This is a genomic window from Lactobacillus sp. ESL0679 (assembly GCF_029433515.1).
Classification (GTDB): domain Bacteria; phylum Bacillota; class Bacilli; order Lactobacillales; family Lactobacillaceae; genus Lactobacillus.
Map to the genome: position 1 here is coordinate 131,863 of NZ_JAQTIG010000001.1, position 14,857 is coordinate 146,719.

General features: G+C 40.6%; 21 protein-coding genes. 1 reads left to right on the forward strand and 20 read right to left on the reverse strand.

All coding sequences use genetic code 11. The features are described from left to right. Positions 1-22 precede the first annotated feature (22 nt). From rpsH to rpsL, 19 genes are all read right to left on the reverse strand, one after another. On the reverse strand, positions 23-421 hold the full coding sequence (gene rpsH, locus PT287_RS00765; protein WP_277131844.1) for a 30S ribosomal protein S8: 399 nt from the start codon (positions 419-421) through the stop codon (positions 23-25). 22 nt (positions 422-443) lie between these two features. Continuing rightward, positions 444-629: a type Z 30S ribosomal protein S14 gene (locus PT287_RS00770; protein WP_046307561.1), complete on the reverse strand. Its 186-nt coding sequence runs from the start codon at positions 627-629 to the stop codon at positions 444-446. A gap of 12 nt (positions 630-641) precedes the next feature. After that, entirely contained in the window at positions 642-1,184 is a 543-nt protein-coding gene (rplE, locus tag PT287_RS00775) for a 50S ribosomal protein L5 (RefSeq protein WP_277131846.1), read from the reverse strand. 14 nt (positions 1,185-1,198) lie between these two features. Further along, positions 1,199-1,450, reverse strand: a complete 252-nt coding sequence (gene rplX / locus PT287_RS00780; RefSeq protein ID WP_277131849.1) for a 50S ribosomal protein L24 — start codon at positions 1,448-1,450, stop codon at positions 1,199-1,201. A gap of 17 nt (positions 1,451-1,467) precedes the next feature. Then, a complete protein-coding gene (rplN, locus tag PT287_RS00785; protein ID WP_277130582.1) occupies positions 1,468-1,836 on the reverse strand; it encodes a 50S ribosomal protein L14 in 369 nt (122 codons plus the stop codon). 32 nt (positions 1,837-1,868) lie between these two features. Then, positions 1,869-2,135, reverse strand: coding sequence for a 30S ribosomal protein S17 (gene rpsQ / locus PT287_RS00790; protein WP_277130581.1), 267 nt, complete (start codon positions 2,133-2,135; stop codon positions 1,869-1,871). 18 nt (positions 2,136-2,153) lie between these two features. Further along, complete coding sequence (gene rpmC / locus PT287_RS00795) at positions 2,154-2,351, reverse strand: 50S ribosomal protein L29 (RefSeq protein ID WP_277130580.1); 198 nt, start codon at positions 2,349-2,351, stop codon at positions 2,154-2,156. Next, positions 2,341-2,781, reverse strand: a complete 441-nt coding sequence (rplP, locus tag PT287_RS00800; protein ID WP_277131851.1) for a 50S ribosomal protein L16 — start codon at positions 2,779-2,781, stop codon at positions 2,341-2,343. Before rplP ends, rpmC begins: the two co-directional genes overlap by 11 nt. Continuing rightward, on the reverse strand, positions 2,781-3,452 hold the full coding sequence (rpsC, locus tag PT287_RS00805; RefSeq protein ID WP_277131852.1) for a 30S ribosomal protein S3: 672 nt from the start codon (positions 3,450-3,452) through the stop codon (positions 2,781-2,783). Before rpsC ends, rplP begins: the two co-directional genes overlap by 1 nt. 13 nt (positions 3,453-3,465) lie before the next feature. Further along, positions 3,466-3,819, reverse strand: a complete 354-nt coding sequence (rplV, locus tag PT287_RS00810; protein WP_277130577.1) for a 50S ribosomal protein L22 — start codon at positions 3,817-3,819, stop codon at positions 3,466-3,468. Positions 3,820-3,838: 19 nt separating this feature from the next. After that, entirely contained in the window at positions 3,839-4,120 is a 282-nt protein-coding gene (gene rpsS / locus PT287_RS00815; protein WP_277131854.1) for a 30S ribosomal protein S19, read from the reverse strand. A gap of 18 nt (positions 4,121-4,138) precedes the next feature. Further along, positions 4,139-4,975 (reverse strand): 50S ribosomal protein L2, encoded by an 837-nt coding sequence (gene rplB, locus PT287_RS00820; protein WP_277131856.1) that lies wholly within the window; start codon positions 4,973-4,975, stop codon positions 4,139-4,141. A gap of 15 nt (positions 4,976-4,990) precedes the next feature. Beyond that, entirely contained in the window at positions 4,991-5,296 is a 306-nt protein-coding gene (gene rplW, locus PT287_RS00825; protein ID WP_277131858.1) for a 50S ribosomal protein L23, read from the reverse strand. Next, positions 5,293-5,925: a 50S ribosomal protein L4 gene (rplD, locus tag PT287_RS00830; protein ID WP_277131859.1), complete on the reverse strand. Its 633-nt coding sequence runs from the start codon at positions 5,923-5,925 to the stop codon at positions 5,293-5,295. The genes rplW and rplD overlap by 4 nt, the downstream gene beginning before the upstream one ends. 14 nt (positions 5,926-5,939) lie before the next feature. Beyond that, positions 5,940-6,569: a 50S ribosomal protein L3 gene (gene rplC / locus PT287_RS00835; protein WP_277130570.1), complete on the reverse strand. Its 630-nt coding sequence runs from the start codon at positions 6,567-6,569 to the stop codon at positions 5,940-5,942. Between the two features lie 25 nt (positions 6,570-6,594). Then, a complete protein-coding gene (rpsJ, locus tag PT287_RS00840) occupies positions 6,595-6,903 on the reverse strand; it encodes a 30S ribosomal protein S10 (protein WP_046327486.1) in 309 nt (102 codons plus the stop codon). Positions 6,904-7,253: 350 nt separating this feature from the next. Beyond that, positions 7,254-9,347, reverse strand: a complete 2,094-nt coding sequence (gene fusA / locus PT287_RS00845; RefSeq protein WP_277131860.1) for an elongation factor G — start codon at positions 9,345-9,347, stop codon at positions 7,254-7,256. A gap of 35 nt (positions 9,348-9,382) precedes the next feature. Beyond that, positions 9,383-9,853 (reverse strand): 30S ribosomal protein S7, encoded by a 471-nt coding sequence (rpsG, locus tag PT287_RS00850; protein WP_277131861.1) that lies wholly within the window; start codon positions 9,851-9,853, stop codon positions 9,383-9,385. A 14-nt stretch (positions 9,854-9,867) separates the two neighbouring features. Beyond that, entirely contained in the window at positions 9,868-10,275 is a 408-nt protein-coding gene (rpsL, locus tag PT287_RS00855) for a 30S ribosomal protein S12 (RefSeq protein ID WP_277130565.1), read from the reverse strand. Between the two features lie 173 nt (positions 10,276-10,448). On the opposite strand from rpsL, the gene PT287_RS00860 reads away from it, so the two are divergent. Next, positions 10,449-11,141: an A24 family peptidase gene (locus PT287_RS00860; RefSeq protein WP_277131862.1), complete on the forward strand. Its 693-nt coding sequence runs from the start codon at positions 10,449-10,451 to the stop codon at positions 11,139-11,141. A 44-nt stretch (positions 11,142-11,185) separates the two neighbouring features. On the opposite strand, the gene rpoC is transcribed toward PT287_RS00860, so the two are convergent. Beyond that, positions 11,186-14,851, reverse strand: coding sequence for a DNA-directed RNA polymerase subunit beta' (gene rpoC, locus PT287_RS00865; protein ID WP_277131864.1), 3,666 nt, complete (start codon positions 14,849-14,851; stop codon positions 11,186-11,188). Positions 14,852-14,857 lie beyond the last annotated feature (6 nt).

Below are 14,857 nucleotides of genomic sequence, written 5' to 3' on the forward strand. Positions count from 1 at the left end.
ATTGTTCTCCTTTCTGTCAGAATTACCAAACGTAGGCAATAACTTCGCCGCCAACGCCTTTTTGTCTAGCTTCTTTATCGGTAATTACACCAGCAGAAGTAGAAACGATGGCAATACCTAAGCCGTTAAGAACTTTAGGTAAGTTTTCAGCACTAACGTAATTTCTAAGACCTGGCTTAGAAATCCGTTTTAAGCCTGAAATGACACGTTCTCCGTTTGGACCGTATTTCAAGAAAACCTTGATAACACCTTGTTTATTGTCATCAGTAACTTCGTAATCACGGATGAAACCTTCGCGTTTCAAAATTTCTGAAATAGATTTTTTAATATTTGATGCAGGAATTTCAACTGAACTATGCTTTGCCATGTTGGCATTTCTAATTCTAGTCAAGTAATCTGCGATCGGATCTGTCATGACCATTTATGCTATCCTCCTAACCGTATTACCAACTAGCCTTTTTAAGACCTGGGATTTGACCTTTGTGAGCTAAATCCTTCAGGCAAATACGGCATAAGCCAAATTTACGGTAAACTGAGTGTGGTCGACCACATCTCTCACAACGTGTATATTCACGTGAAGAAAACTTAGCAGGACGATGATTTCTAATTTTTTGTGATGTTTTAGCCATTAATGTCCTCCATTATTTTGCAAACGGCATACCAAATTGACCTAAAAGCTCACGAGCTTCTTCGTCAGTATTGGCAGTAGTAACGATAACAACATCTAAACCTCTGGTACGGTTAACCTTATCAAAGTCGATTTCTGGGAAAATCAATTGTTCCTTGATACCTAAAGTGTAGTTACCACGACCATCGAATGAACGACTTGAAACACCGCGGAAGTCACGAACACGTGGAAGTGAAACGTTGATTAACTTGTATAAGAAATCATACATTCTAGTGCCTCTAAGTGTAACCTTAGCACCAATAGACATACCTTCACGTAAACGGAAGTTAGCAATTGACTTCTTAGCCTTAGTAACTAAAGGCTTTTGACCAGAAATCAAAGTTAACTCTTCAACTGCTTCATCTAAATTCTTAGCATTTGAAACAGCATCACCGACACCCATATTCAAAACGATCTTTTCGATCTTAGGTACTTGCATAACTGAATCATACTCAAATTTTTCTTGTAATGCAGGAACAATCTTTTCTTTATATTCTTGAGCTAAATGACTTGCCATTTGTGTCCTCCCTTCTACTTCTTAGTTTCTTCTTTTTTGCTTTCACCTTTAGCAATAACTTTTACGTTGGATGCGTGAATTGAACCTTCTGATTCAACCACACCACCATTTGCATTGCTTTGTGAAGGCTTTTCGTGCTTCTTAATCGTATTAACGCCTTTAACAACCACAAGGTTTTTCTTAACGTTAACAGAAAGAACTACACCCTCTTTGCCTTTATCTTTTCCGGCAATAACTTTTACTTTGTCACCAGTTTTAACAAACATCAGTGCACCTCACTTAATTATAAGACTTCAGGAGCAAGAGAGACGATCTTCATAAAGTCGTGCTCACGTAACTCACGTGCAACAGGCCCAAAGATACGAGTACCACGTGGGCTCTTATCTGCATTAATAACTACGCCGGCATTTTCATCAAACTTGATGTATGATCCATCTTCACGGCGTGCGCCTGATTTTGTTCTAACAATGACTGCTTTAACAACGTCACCTTTTTTGACAACGCCACCTGGTGTTGCTTGTTTAACAGTTGCTACCACGATATCACCAATGTTACCGGTCTTACGTTTTGATCCACCTAAGACTCTAATAACTAAAAGTTCTCTGGCACCAGAGTTATCAGCAACTCTCAAACGGGATTCATTTTGAATCACTGTATAATCCTCCCCTCACTAAATCCGCAAAATTAAACAGATTTCTTAACAATTTCTACTAAACGAAAGCGCTTTGTACGAGATAATGGACGAGTTTCCATGATACGAACAGTATCGCCAACTTTAGCTTCATTATTTTCGTCTTGTGCATAGTATTTTTTAGAATATCTAATACGCTTCTTGTAAACAGGGTGGTTCTTGTAAGTATCAACTACAACAGTGATAGTTTTGTCATTCTTATCAGAAACTACACGACCTTGATATACGTGACGATGATTTCTTTCGATTGATTCGCTCAAGTTAATAACTCCCTTCCACTAATCTTTCTTCAATGCTTCTTCACTAAGAATTGTTTTAATTCTAGCGATATTCTTACGGACTTTACTCAGGCGAGCGGTATTTTCTAATTGACCCGTTGCTTGTTGAAAACGCAAGTTGAAAAGTTCTTCTTTGTATTGCTTTTCCTTTTCTAACATTTGATCAGTGGTTAGTGTTCTGATATCCTTAGCCTTCATTAGAATTGCCACCTACTTCCGAACTTTTAGTCACAAACTTACATTTGATTGGTAACTTAGTTGAAGCAAGACGTAAAGCTTCACGAGCAGTTGCTTCGTCAACGCCACCAATTTCAAACATAATCTTTTCTCTTTTTACTACAGCTACCCAACCAGCTGGTGCACCTTTACCAGAACCCATACGTACACCTACACCTTTAGCAGTGTATGACTTTTGTGGGAAAATTCTGATCCAAACTTTACCACCACGCTTCATGTAACGAGTCATCGCAACACGAGCAGCTTCAATTTGTTGGTTAGTAATCCAGTGAGACTCGAGGGCTTCTAAACCATATTCACCAAAGGCAATGGTTCTACCACCTTTAGCAGCACCACGCATCTTACCACGGAATTCACGACGGTGTTTTACTCGTTTTGGTACTAAAGGCATTATTTGTTTCCTCCCTTCACTGCTTTTGCGGGCTTCTTGTTCTTAGTAGGCAAGACTTCACCGCGGTTGATCCAAACTTGAACACCAATTTCACCATAAGTAGTGAAGGCATTTACCCAAGCGTAATCAATATCAGCTCTTAAAGTTTGTAATGGAACACGACCTTCTGTATGCCATTCTCTTCTTGCCATGTCGGCACCGTTTAAACGACCAGAGGTTTGTACTCTGATACCCTTAGCGCCAGCACGCATACTTCTTTGAGTAGCTTGACGAATTGCACGTCTAAAAGCAATACGAGCTTCAAGTTGACTGGCAATACTGTCAGCAACTAATTTAGCATCAAGATCTGGTTTCTTAATTTCAACAATGTTGACATGTACTTGTTTCTTAGTCAAAGCATTTAGGTCTCTTCTTAAAGCTTCAACTTCAGAACCACCTTTACCAATTACCATACCTGGTTTTGAAGTATTGATGGAAACGTTGATTCTGTTAGCTGCACGTTCAATTTCAACAGTAGAAACAGAGGCATCCTTCAACTTCTTAGAAATGAATTTTCTGATGCGCAGGTCTTCATTTAAGGTTTCTTTGTATCCTCTGTCAGCATACCATTTAGATTCCCAATCGCGAATAACGCCAAGACGGAAACCATTTGGGTTAATCTTTTGACCCATTAATATACCTCCCTTAATCGTTCTTTTCTGAAACTACTACAACTACATGACTTGTTCTCTTGTTAATTGGAGAAGCCATACCCTTGGCACGTGGCCGGAATCTCTTCAAAGTTGCGCCTTCATTTACATATGCTTCTGATACGTAAAGATTTGCACTTTCAAGATCATAGTTGTGTTCTGCGTTAGCAATAGCTGAACGTAAAACTTTTTCAACGATTGGGGAAGCAGCTCTAGGCGTAAATTCCAAGATTGCTAATGCTTCAGCAACGTCTTTGCCGCGAATTAAGTCAACGACTAAGCGAGCTTTTCTTGCAGCAATTCGAACAGTTCTTGCTTCAGCTCTAGCTGAACTAATTTGTTCTGCCATTTAAGTGTTTCTCCCTTCTTTATTTTGCAGTGGCCTTATCGTCAGATGTCTTGTGTCCACGGAAAGTTCTCGTTGGAACGAATTCACCTAACTTGTGACCAACCATGTCTTCAGTAATGTAAACTGGGACATGTTTTCTACCATCGTAAACAGCTATAGTCAAACCAACAAAGGAAGGGAAAATAGTTGAACGACGTGACCAAGTCTTAATAACTTGCTTCTTTTCTGCGTTTTCTTGAGCTTCAACCTTCTTCAACAATGATGCGTCTGCAAAAGGTCCTTTTTTAATACTACGGCTCATTAATTAACCCTCCTTCTATTATTTGCTACCCTTACGGTGACGAATGATCAGCTTCTCGCTAGCTCTCTTACTATTTCTAGTCTTAACACCGCGACTCTTCTTACCCCAAGGAGTCATAGGTTGTGGACGCCCAACTGGGGCCTTACCTTCACCACCACCATGTGGGTGATCGTTAGGGTTCATTACGGAACCACGTGATTGTGGACGTCTGCCTAACCAACGACTACGACCAGCTTTACCTAATTGGATCAATGAATGTTGTTCATTACCAACAACGCCGATAGTAGCACGACAAACTGACAAGATCTTACGAACTTCGCCACTTTGTAATCTGACTAATGCATATTTACCGTCAAAACCTAAAACTTGAGCACTTGTACCAGCACTTCTTACCAATTGTCCACCCTTACCAGGTTTCATTTCAATGTTATGAATTGAAGTACCAGTAGGAATGTTCTTTAATGGTAATGCGTTACCTGGCTTGATATCAGCATCTGCACCAGATTCAACAATATCGCCAACTTTTAAGCCCTTAGGTGCAAGAATGTAAGTCTTGATACCGTCAGTGTAGTGAAGAAGTGCAATGTTAGCAGTTCTGTTTGGATCGTATTCGATAGATTTAACAACTGCTTTTGCATTATCTTTATTACGCTTAAAATCAATAACACGGTACTTTTGCTTGTGACCACCACCACGGTGTCTACTTGTAATATGACCATATGAGTTACGGCCTGCTGTATGTGATTGTGATTCAAGCAAGGTACGTTCTGGCTTGCTCGTCGTAATCTCAGCGAAGTCGGAAGAAGTCATATTACGGCGACCATTTGTGGTTGGCTTATAAACTTTAATAGCCAATTGACTGACCTCCTATTACTTATTCTCTTCTTTGTTTTCGTCTTTGAAAATCTTAATGTCGTTTGAATCGTCAGTTAAGGTAACAATTGCCTTGCGTGTACGAGCTGTTTTACCAGCATAGCGACCAACGCGCTTGTCCTTGCCACGAACGTTCATGATGTTAACTTTCTTAACTTTAACATCAAAGATTTCTTCAACAGCAATACGAACTTGAGTCTTGGTTGCAGTTAAAAGCACGTTGAAAGTGTACTTCTTATCATCCATTAAGTTCGTTGACTTTTCAGTAATGACAGGTCTTAAAATGATATCGTGTGCACTCATTTCTTTGAAGCCCCCTCAACATTCTTTTCAATCTTTTCTACAGCACCCTTAGTCAAAATCAACTTGCCGTAGTTAACAACGTCTTCAACATTGACGCCGTTAACAGGAACAACCTTGACATTAGTCAAGTTTCTTGCTGAAAGTTGTACATTCTTGTCATCTGAAACAACTAAAACTTTACCTTCAACATTCAAGCTACTTAACATTGACTTAAATTCTTTAGTCTTAGGAGCTGACATTGTCAACTGGTCTAAAACGATTAAATCTTGATCAATCAATTTTTGGGAAAGAACTGACTTAATAGCCAAACGACGTTGCTTTCTTGGCATTGAATATGCGTATGAACGTGGAGTTGGTCCGAAGACAACACCACCGCCGCGCCATTGTGGAGATCTAATGGAACCTTGACGAGCACGTCCCGTACCCTTTTGCTTCCATGGTTTCTTACCACCGCCGCGAACAGCAGATCTATTCTTAACTTTTGAGGTACCTTGACGTTTGCCAGCTCTTTGTCTGATGATTGCGTCAAACACAACGCTTTCGTTTGGTTCAATACCAAAAACTGCATCATTTAAAGTAACTTCACCAGCATCTTTACCTTTTTGATCGATAACCTTTAAATTAGCCATTCTAGTCCTCCTTCCTATTTATTAATCTTAACAGCAGATTTAACAGTAATTAATGAGTTCTTAGCACCTGGAACATTACCTTTAATCAGCAATACGTTCTTATCTGCTACAACTTTTTCAATTACTAAGTTTTCAATGGTAACTTTCTTCATACCCATGTGACCTGGCAAACGCTTGCCCTTTGGTACACGGTTAATGATGGAACCCATTGAACCTGGAACTCTGTGGTATCTTGAACCGTGAGTTTCAGGTCCACGTGATTGGCCCCAACGCTTAATGTTACCTTGGTATCCATGACCTCTTGTAATTCCAGTAACGTCTACAACGTCGCCTTCCTTAAATGTGTCCACAGTAACTTCTGAGCCGACTTCGTAGTCCTTAAGCTCAACTCCGCGGATTTCACGAATGAAGCGCTTAGGCGAAGTCTTTGCTTTTGCAGCATGACCTTTTTCTGGTTTGTTGCTCAAAACTTCACGTTTATCTTGGTATCCCAATTGAACTGCTTCGTAACCGTCTGATTCAACAGTCTTAACTTGCATAACAACGTTAGGAGTTGCTTCAACAACAGTTACAGGAACAAGGATACCATCTTTAGTGAAGACTTGAGTCATACCGACTTTTCTTCCTAAGATTCCTTTGGTCATGATTACACCTCTTTCTTTTTAAAAATTATAATTTGATTTCGATGTCAACGCCGCTTGGAAGATCAAGCTTCATTAAAGAATCAACAGTCTTAGGTGTAGGATTTAAAATGTCGATTAAACGCTTGTGCGTACGCATTTCAAATTGTTCACGTGAGTCCTTGTTCTTGTGTGGTGAACGCAGAACAGTGAACAAAACCCTTTCTGTTGGTAGTGGAACTGGGCCTGAAATTTCAGCACCAGTTCTCTTCGCAGTAGCTACAATCTTAGCAGCTGATTCATCGAGAATACCATGTTCGTATGACTTAAGTCTGATACGAATAGATTGACTTGCCATTGAATTACCTCCTTAACGTCTTCTTTTAAAAGATGACTAGCCTCCGCAAAAATTACCGGCCACACCTCTGTGGCAATGCAGCCTGGTGTGCCGCAACCTTTTGCATCAACGCTTACAACAATTACATGTGTTTAGAGCATAGTACTCCCCAAACACACAAAGACTAGTATACCTGCTCTTTGTTGAAATATCAAGGATTTAGAGCATTTTAATTTTATTTTTTTGCTTTTTCTTTCTATTAATACTCAACTTTTTTATCATTATTTTTTTGAAAAAATCACAAAAAAAGCCATTGGCATTACCAATGACTTTTAAAAATCTTAATTTTTATTTTTTAAAACTAACAAGAATTAGTCAGCGTCGCCGCCGCGCTTCTTGATAATTTCTGCTTGAATTGACTTAGGAGTTGCTGCGTAGTGGTCAAATACCATTGTAAATGTACCACGACCTTGAGTTGATGAACGCAAAGTAGTTGCGTAACCAAACATTTCAGCAAGTGGAACCATTGAGTTCAATACCTTAGCACCAGAACGATCTTGCATATTGTCCATCGTACCACGACGAGCAGTAATTGAGCCCATTACATCACCCAAGTATTCTTCTGGGGTGATTACTTGAACCTTCATAATTGGTTCAAGAATAACAGCACCAGCCTTAGGAGCAGCATTTCTCAAAGCAAGTGATGCAGCAACCTTGAAGGCAGCTTCAGATGAGTCGACTTCGTGATAACTACCATCGTAAAGCTTAGCCTTAACGTCGATCAATGGGTAGCCAGCAAGGATACCGTTCTTCATTGATTCTTGAAGTCCAGCATCTACTGAAGGGATAAATTCACGAGGAACAACACCACCGACAATGGCATCTTCGAATTCGTAACCTTTACCTCTTTCGTTTGGTGTAAATTCAACCCAAACGTCACCGTATTGACCTTTACCACCGGATTGACGAACGAATTTACCTTGAGCCTTAGCTGGCTTAGTGAAGGTTTCACGGTAAGCAACTTGTGGTTCACCGATCTTAGCTTCAACGTGGAATTCACGCTTCATACGTTCAACCATGATTTGCAAGTGCAATTCACCCATTCCGGAAATCAAGGTTTGACCAGTTTCAGCATTAGTTTCAGCTCTGAAAGTTGGGTCTTCTTCAGTCAACTTTTGCAAAGCAACATCAAGCTTATCACGGTCAGCCTTTGATTCAGGTTCAATTGAAACTTGAATAACTGGATCTGGAACTTCCAAACTTTCCAAAATTAATGGGTGGTCTGGATCAGTTAATGAGTCACCAGTAGTAGTGTTCTTCAAACCGATAGCACCAGCGATATCACCTGAGAATACTTCTGGAATTTCAGTTCTTGAGTTGGCGTGCATTTGCAACAAACGACCAACACGTTCACGACTGTTCTTTGAAGCGTTCAAAACGTATGAACCTGATTCAAGAGAACCAGTGTAAACACGAATGTAAGTCAAACGACCAACAAATGGGTCAGTAGCAATCTTAAAGGCTAAAGCTGAGAATGGCTTGTCGTCTCCTGCTACTAATTCTTCTTCCTCACCAGTCTTAGGATCGTGAGCAATGTATGGCTTAACGTCAACAGGTGATGGTAAGTAGTCAACCACACCGTCAAGCATCATTTGTACACCCTTGTTCTTGAAAGCTGAACCAGCAAATACTGGGAACAATTCCAAGTTCAAGGTAGCCTTACGAATAGCAGCCTTTAATTCATCAATGGAAATTTCATCACCATTAAGGTATTTTTCCATGATGTCATCGTCAACATCAGCAACTTGTTCGATCAAAGCACTTCTACGCTTTTCAGCATCTGCCTTGTATTCGTCAGGAACTGGAATAGTTTCCCACTTAGAACCAAGCTTGTCTTCGTCATAAACATCAGCAACCATGTTGATTAAGTCGATAACACCTTCAAAGGTTTCGGCAGAACCGATTGGCATTTGAACAGGTAAAGCATTGGCATTTAAGCGTTCGTGTAAAGAAGTTACAGATTTATCGAAATCTGCACCAATCTTGTCCATCTTGTTAACAAAAACAATTCGAGGAACACCGTAAGTTTCAGCTTGACGCCAAACATTTTCAGTTTGTGGCTCAACACCAGCTTGAGCATCAAGAACAGTTACCGCACCATCAAGAACACGAAGTGAACGTTCAACTTCGATAGTAAAGTCAACGTGTCCTGGGGTATCAATGATGTTAATTCTGTAGTCTTTCCATTGCGCAGTCGTAGCGGCTGATGTAATGGTAATCCCACGTTCCTTCTCTTCGTCCATCCAGTCCATTTGGCTGTCACCTTCGTGGGTTTCACCAATTTTATGGATCTTACCAGTGTAGTAAAGGATACGTTCAGTAGTGGTAGTCTTACCCGCATCAATGTGGGCCATAATACCAATGTTACGTGTCTTTTCTAATGGAAATTCACGCTTATTAGCCATAAATTCTTATCTCCTTAAAAAATATACCAATCAAATTAGAAGCGGTAGTGTGCAAATGCACGGTTAGCTTCAGCCATACGGTGAACGTCTTCACGCTTCTTAACTGCAGAACCGGTGTTGTTTGAAGCGTCGATAATTTCGTTAGCTAAACGTTCATCCATTGTATGTTCATTGCGTAAACGAGCGTATGAAACAAGCCATCTTAAACCTAAAGTAGTTCTTCTTTCTGGACGAACTTCAACTGGGATTTGGTAGTTTGAACCACCGATACGACGAGCTCTAACTTCCAAAACTGGCATAATGTTGTTCATAGCTTCTTCAAAAACGTCAAGTGGTTCCTTACCGGTCTTGTCTTTAACGATGTTGAAAGCATCATAAAGGATAGAAGATGCCTTAGCTCTCTTACCATCAAGCATCAAGTGATTGATTAACTTAGTAACAAGCTTTGAGTTATAAACTGGATCTGCTAAAACGTCTCTTTTAGTTACATGTCCTTTTCTAGGCATTATTTAACTCCTCCTTAATCTTTCTTAGCACCGTACTTAGAACGGCTTTGTTTTCTGCCATCAACACCAGCAGTATCAAGGGCACCACGAATAATATGGTAACGTACACCAGGAAGGTCCTTTACACGACCACCACGGATTAAAACAACCGAGTGCTCTTGCAAGTTGTGGCCTTCACCTGGGATGTAGGCAGTAACTTCGATTAAGTTAGAAAGACGAACACGAGCATACTTACGTAAAGCTGAGTTTGGCTTCTTTGGTGTCATAGTACCAACACGAGTTGCAACACCACGCATTTGTGGAGCTGGGTTGAATACTAATTCTTTCTTCATACTGTTGTAGCCGTAGCTTAAAGCTGGTGACTTTGATTTAGTCGTCTTTGAGTGACGGCCTTTTCTTACCAATTGGTTAATAGTTGGCATTAACTTTTTCCTCCTAAAAAACTGTTTATTCTGTTCACACATCCAGGAGTTTCTTTTTTAGATCCTGAACTATCTTCAAAACATACAAAGACTATTGTACTCGCTTTTAAAGATAAATCAATCTTTATTTGTTAAAAAATTCAATTTTCGCGTACCTAATACTGAGGTACAACATGAACTGGATTTACACACTAACTAATTTTTTAATCGGCACCTGCCTTGCCTCCCATGCCGCTGTTATCTGCGATCGCTGGGAAACTTTTGACTTTTTCTTAACTCGGTCACGTTGCAGCACTTGCCAAACCGAACTCAGCATACTTGACGAATTGCCGGTGATTTCTTATCTTTGGCTTCACGGTAAGTGCCGCTACTGCAGTAATTCAATCCCAGTCAAATTGCCAGTGATTGAGATTTGCGGCGGACTTGCCTTTATCCAAATTGACTTCAGCCGAATTACTGGTTGGGCAACTGCTATCCTGATTTTCAGTCTTCTACTTGCTGCCATCAGTGATTTTGAGCAACAAGAATTTCATTTGCTGATGCTTGCGCCAACCTTATGTCTAGCAATTTTTAAAAGTAGTGACTTGCTTCACTTTCAACTTTTAGATTGTGTGGAATTACTACCGATTTTACTATTATTGCTTTTCTTTGTTTGGCAACACAAATTGGGTAGCGGCGATTTGCTTATTTATCTTGTCTTAGCTATCTACTTTAGTCCGCACGCAGCAAACCTAACCTTTTTAATTGGCTCGGCACTATTAATTGTCCATTTTTACCTAAAAAAGCAAAAGGGACAAAAGCAACAACCTATTGCCTTTGTCCCCTATCTTTTTCTTGGACTAACTATTCAATTCTTATTCAAATAAAATAGCGTTCCTACTATTATGTAGAAACGCCATTTATTTTTGAACTACTTTTGTGGTTCCTTAGCCTTGTCAGCTTCTTTCATCTTTTTCTCAATATCAGCGATTGAATAAACAGATTGTGGCTTCTTAACATCAGCTTCAGGTTCCATGTTACGGTAAATTGGAAGACCAGTACCAGCTGGAATAATCTTACCGATAATAACATTTTCTTTCAAACCAAGCAGTGGATCGTTCTTGCCTCTGATTGATGCATCAGTCAGAACACGAGTTGTTTCCTGGAATGAGGCAGCTGACAAGAAACTATTAGTTTCAAGGGCAGCCTTGGTAATTCCCAAAATAACACTTTGTGCAGTAGCTGGGATACCACCAGAAATAATAACTGACTTGTTACGTTCCTTAAAGTCACCAATATCCATTACAGCACCTGGCAATAAGTCAGTTTCACCTGGATCAAGGATACGAACCTTTTGCAACATTTGCCGAGTTAAGACTTCAACGTGCTTGTCAGAAATATCTACACCCTGCATTCTGTAGGCTTTTTGAACTTCAACTAAAATGTATTCTTCAGTTGTCAAGGTATCAGTTACTTGAATTAATTCCTTAGGATCAACAGAACCTAAAGTCAGCTTGTCACCACGGTTGACGAAGTCACCTTCGGCAACAGCAACAGAAGCAGTATAAGGAATACTGTAACTTCTGGTATCAATCTTACCCTTAACAGTGATTTCACGCGTATGTTCAGCTGGATTTTCTTGAATTGAGTCAATGATACCATCAACTTCAGAAATGATTGCCCGACCTTTAGGGTTGCGAGCTTCAAACAATTCTTGCACACGAGGAAGACCCTGAGTAATATCTTCAGCACCGGCAACCCCACCGTTGTGGAAAGTACGCAAAGTCAACTGTGTACCAGGTTCACCGATTGATTGAGCGGCAACAGTACCAACTGCTTCACCGACTTCAACTTCTTCACCAGTAGCCAAGTTCATTCCGTAACACTTGCGACAAACACCGTGAGGTGTATCACAGATCAGGATTGAACGAATCTTGACGTCAGTAACACCAGCATCACAAATCTTATGAGCCAGGTTTTCATCCATCATTTCGTTTGGACCAGCAAGTACTTCACCGGTCTTAGGATCCTTAACAGTTTCAGCAGTGAAACGGCCAAGCAAACGATCGTACAAAGGCTCGATTAATTCGTCACCTTCCATGATGGCATGAACGTGAATACCACGGTCAGTACCACAATCGTCTTCACGAATGATAACATCCTGAGCAACATCAACTAACCGTCGTGTCAAGTAACCTGACTGAGCAGTCTTCAAGGCCGTATCAGTCATTCCCTTACGGGCACCGTGAGTGGACATGAACAATTCCAAAACTGACAAACCTTCCTTGAAGTTTGACGTAACAGGAATTTCAAACAACCCACCGTTAGGAGTGGCCATCAAGCCACGCATTCCGGCTAACTGCGTAAAGTTAGAAATGTTACCACGGGCACCAGAGTCGGCCATGATTGTAATTGGATTACGTGGATCATAAATCTGCGCAATTTCGTTTTGAACTTGATCCTTACATTCATTCCAAATGCTGATAACCCGATCATGCCGTTCTTGCTCAGTAATCAAGCCACGTCTAAACTGTTTAGAAACAACGTCAACTTGCTTGTGGGCCTTAGCAACCTTTTCGTCCTTATCATCAATTTCTGGAACATCAGTCATCCCAATGGTAATTCCGGAAGTAGTTGAGCTAGTGTAGCCTAACTTCTTCAAATCATCGAGGTATTCTGAAGTTCTTTGAACCTTGTAATACTTGTAAATTGTCGCAATTGAATCAGACAAGAATGACTTCTTGAATGGTGTTGCAACTAAGTCGTCACCAACACTGTCAATCTTTTCATGAATATCTTCACCAGGCTCTAAGAAGTACTTAGGTGCTAATGGATTGTTCAAGTTTTCTTCAGTTGGTTCGTTAATGTAGAAGTAATCTTCTGGTGTAATTTGGTTAAAAATTACTCGACCATAAGTGGTAATGAAAATACCATGTTCATAACCCTTAGGCCATGATTTCTTCGACATTGAATCAGCTGACATACCAATAATTGTATGGTAGTGAATATCACCATTATTGTATGCAACTGTAGCTTCTGCAGGTGAGTTGAAGATCATACCTTCACCCTCACGACCACGTTCAGCCTGAGTTAACCAGTAGTTACCCAATACGATATCCTGTGATGGTGTAACGATTGGCTTACCATCTTTTGGCGCCAAGATATGGTGCGCAGCTAACATCAACAGACGTGATTCAGCAACAGCTTCATCTGATAATGGAACGTGGATAGCCATCTGGTCCCCATCGAAGTCGGCATTATAAGCTTCACAAGCTAATGGGTGCAAACGAATTGATTTACCTGGAACCAAAACTGGCTCGAAGGCTTGGATACTCAAACGGTGCAAAGTAGGGGCACGGTTTAACAGAACCGTTCTTTCCTTAATTACATCTTCAAGTACATCCCAGACATCATCGTCTTCACGATCAATCTTACGCTTAGCGCTCTTAATGTTAGAAGCAATCTTGCGCTTAACTAATTCGTGCATTACGAATGGTTTAAACAATTCTAGTGCCATTGGACGGGGAACACCACATTGATAGAATTTCAATTTTGGTGAAACATCAATAACTGAACGACCTGAATAGTCAACACGCTTACCAAGCAAGTTTTGACGGAAACGTCCCTGCTTACCTTTAAGCATGTGTGACAATGACTTCAATGGTCGGTTACCTGGTCCAACAACTGGACGACCGCGACGACCATTATCAATCAACGCATCGACAGCTTCTTGCAGCATCCGCTTTTCGTTTTGCACGATAATGTTTGGTGCGTTTAAGTCAAGCAGTCTCTTCAACCGGTTGTTCCGGTTAATTACCCGGCGGTAAAGGTCATTCAAGTCGGAAGTCGCAAACCGACCACCTTCTAATTGAACCATTGGTCGTAAGTCCGGTGGGATAACTGGAACGGCATCAATAACCATCCATTCAGGTTTATTGCCTGAATCTTTGAAGGCATCTAAAATATCTAGACGTCTAATTGCCCGTGTCCGCTTTTGACCAGTTGCAGTTTCCAATTCTTTCTTTAAATCGGTAACTTCCTTGGCCAAATCAACTTTCCGTAATAAATCACGAATAGCTTCAGCACCCATCTTGGCAACAAAGCGACTACCGAATTTTGCCTTTTGTTCACGGTATTCAGCTTCAGTCATTAATTGCTTAAATTCAAGGTCAGTGTCACCAGGATCGATTACAATATAAGCCGCAAAATAAATCACTTCTTCTAGTAATCTTGGTGACATATCAAGGATTAATCCCATCCGTGATGGAATACCCTTGAAGTACCAGATATGAGTAACAGGAGCAGCCAACTCAATGTGGCCCATCCGTTCTCTTCTAACTTTGGCAGAGGTGACTTCAACCCCACAACGATCACAAACGATCCCGCGGTAACGAACACCCTTATATTTACCACATGCACAAGCCCAGTCTTTAGTTGGCCCGAAAATTCTTTCATCAAACAGACCGTCTTTTTCTGGCTTTAAAGTACGGTAGTTAATTGTTTCTGGCTTCTTAACTTCACCGTATGACCAGCTGCGGATCTTGTTAGGTGATGCAAGACCAATTTGCATGCTTTCAAACTTATTTACATCGATCAAAAGTTT

What these genes read in the sequence shown, in the direction of transcription:
- rpsJ (WP_046327486.1), bottom strand. Translation starts at nt 6,903, where the DNA reads ATGGCAAGTCAATCTATTCGTATCAGACTTAAGTCATACGAACATGGT.
- rpmC (WP_277130580.1), bottom strand. Translation starts at nt 2,351, where the DNA reads ATGAAGGCTAAGGATATCAGAACACTAACCACTGATCAAATGTTAGAA.
- rpsC (WP_277131852.1), bottom strand. Translation starts at nt 3,452, where the DNA reads ATGGGTCAAAAGATTAACCCAAATGGTTTCCGTCTTGGCGTTATTCGC.
- fusA (WP_277131860.1), bottom strand. Translation starts at nt 9,347, where the DNA reads ATGGCTAATAAGCGTGAATTTCCATTAGAAAAGACACGTAACATTGGT.
- PT287_RS00860 (WP_277131862.1), top strand. Translation starts at nt 10,449, where the DNA reads ATGAACTGGATTTACACACTAACTAATTTTTTAATCGGCACCTGCCTT.
- rplE (WP_277131846.1), bottom strand. Translation starts at nt 1,184, where the DNA reads ATGGCAAGTCATTTAGCTCAAGAATATAAAGAAAAGATTGTTCCTGCA.
- rplP (WP_277131851.1), bottom strand. Translation starts at nt 2,781, where the DNA reads ATGCCTTTAGTACCAAAACGAGTAAAACACCGTCGTGAATTCCGTGGT.
- rplX (WP_277131849.1), bottom strand. Translation starts at nt 1,450, where the DNA reads ATGTTTGTTAAAACTGGTGACAAAGTAAAAGTTATTGCCGGAAAAGAT.
- rplW (WP_277131858.1), bottom strand. Translation starts at nt 5,296, where the DNA reads ATGAGTGCACACGATATCATTTTAAGACCTGTCATTACTGAAAAGTCA.
- rplV (WP_277130577.1), bottom strand. Translation starts at nt 3,819, where the DNA reads ATGGCAGAACAAATTAGTTCAGCTAGAGCTGAAGCAAGAACTGTTCGA.
- rplC (WP_277130570.1), bottom strand. Translation starts at nt 6,569, where the DNA reads ATGACCAAAGGAATCTTAGGAAGAAAAGTCGGTATGACTCAAGTCTTC.
- rpsG (WP_277131861.1), bottom strand. Translation starts at nt 9,853, where the DNA reads ATGCCTAGAAAAGGACATGTAACTAAAAGAGACGTTTTAGCAGATCCA.
- rplD (WP_277131859.1), bottom strand. Translation starts at nt 5,925, where the DNA reads ATGGCTAATTTAAAGGTTATCGATCAAAAAGGTAAAGATGCTGGTGAA.
- rpsH (WP_277131844.1), bottom strand. Translation starts at nt 421, where the DNA reads ATGGTCATGACAGATCCGATCGCAGATTACTTGACTAGAATTAGAAAT.
- rpsL (WP_277130565.1), bottom strand. Translation starts at nt 10,275, where the DNA reads ATGCCAACTATTAACCAATTGGTAAGAAAAGGCCGTCACTCAAAGACG.
- PT287_RS00770 (WP_046307561.1), bottom strand. Translation starts at nt 629, where the DNA reads ATGGCTAAAACATCACAAAAAATTAGAAATCATCGTCCTGCTAAGTTT.
- rpsS (WP_277131854.1), bottom strand. Translation starts at nt 4,120, where the DNA reads ATGAGCCGTAGTATTAAAAAAGGACCTTTTGCAGACGCATCATTGTTG.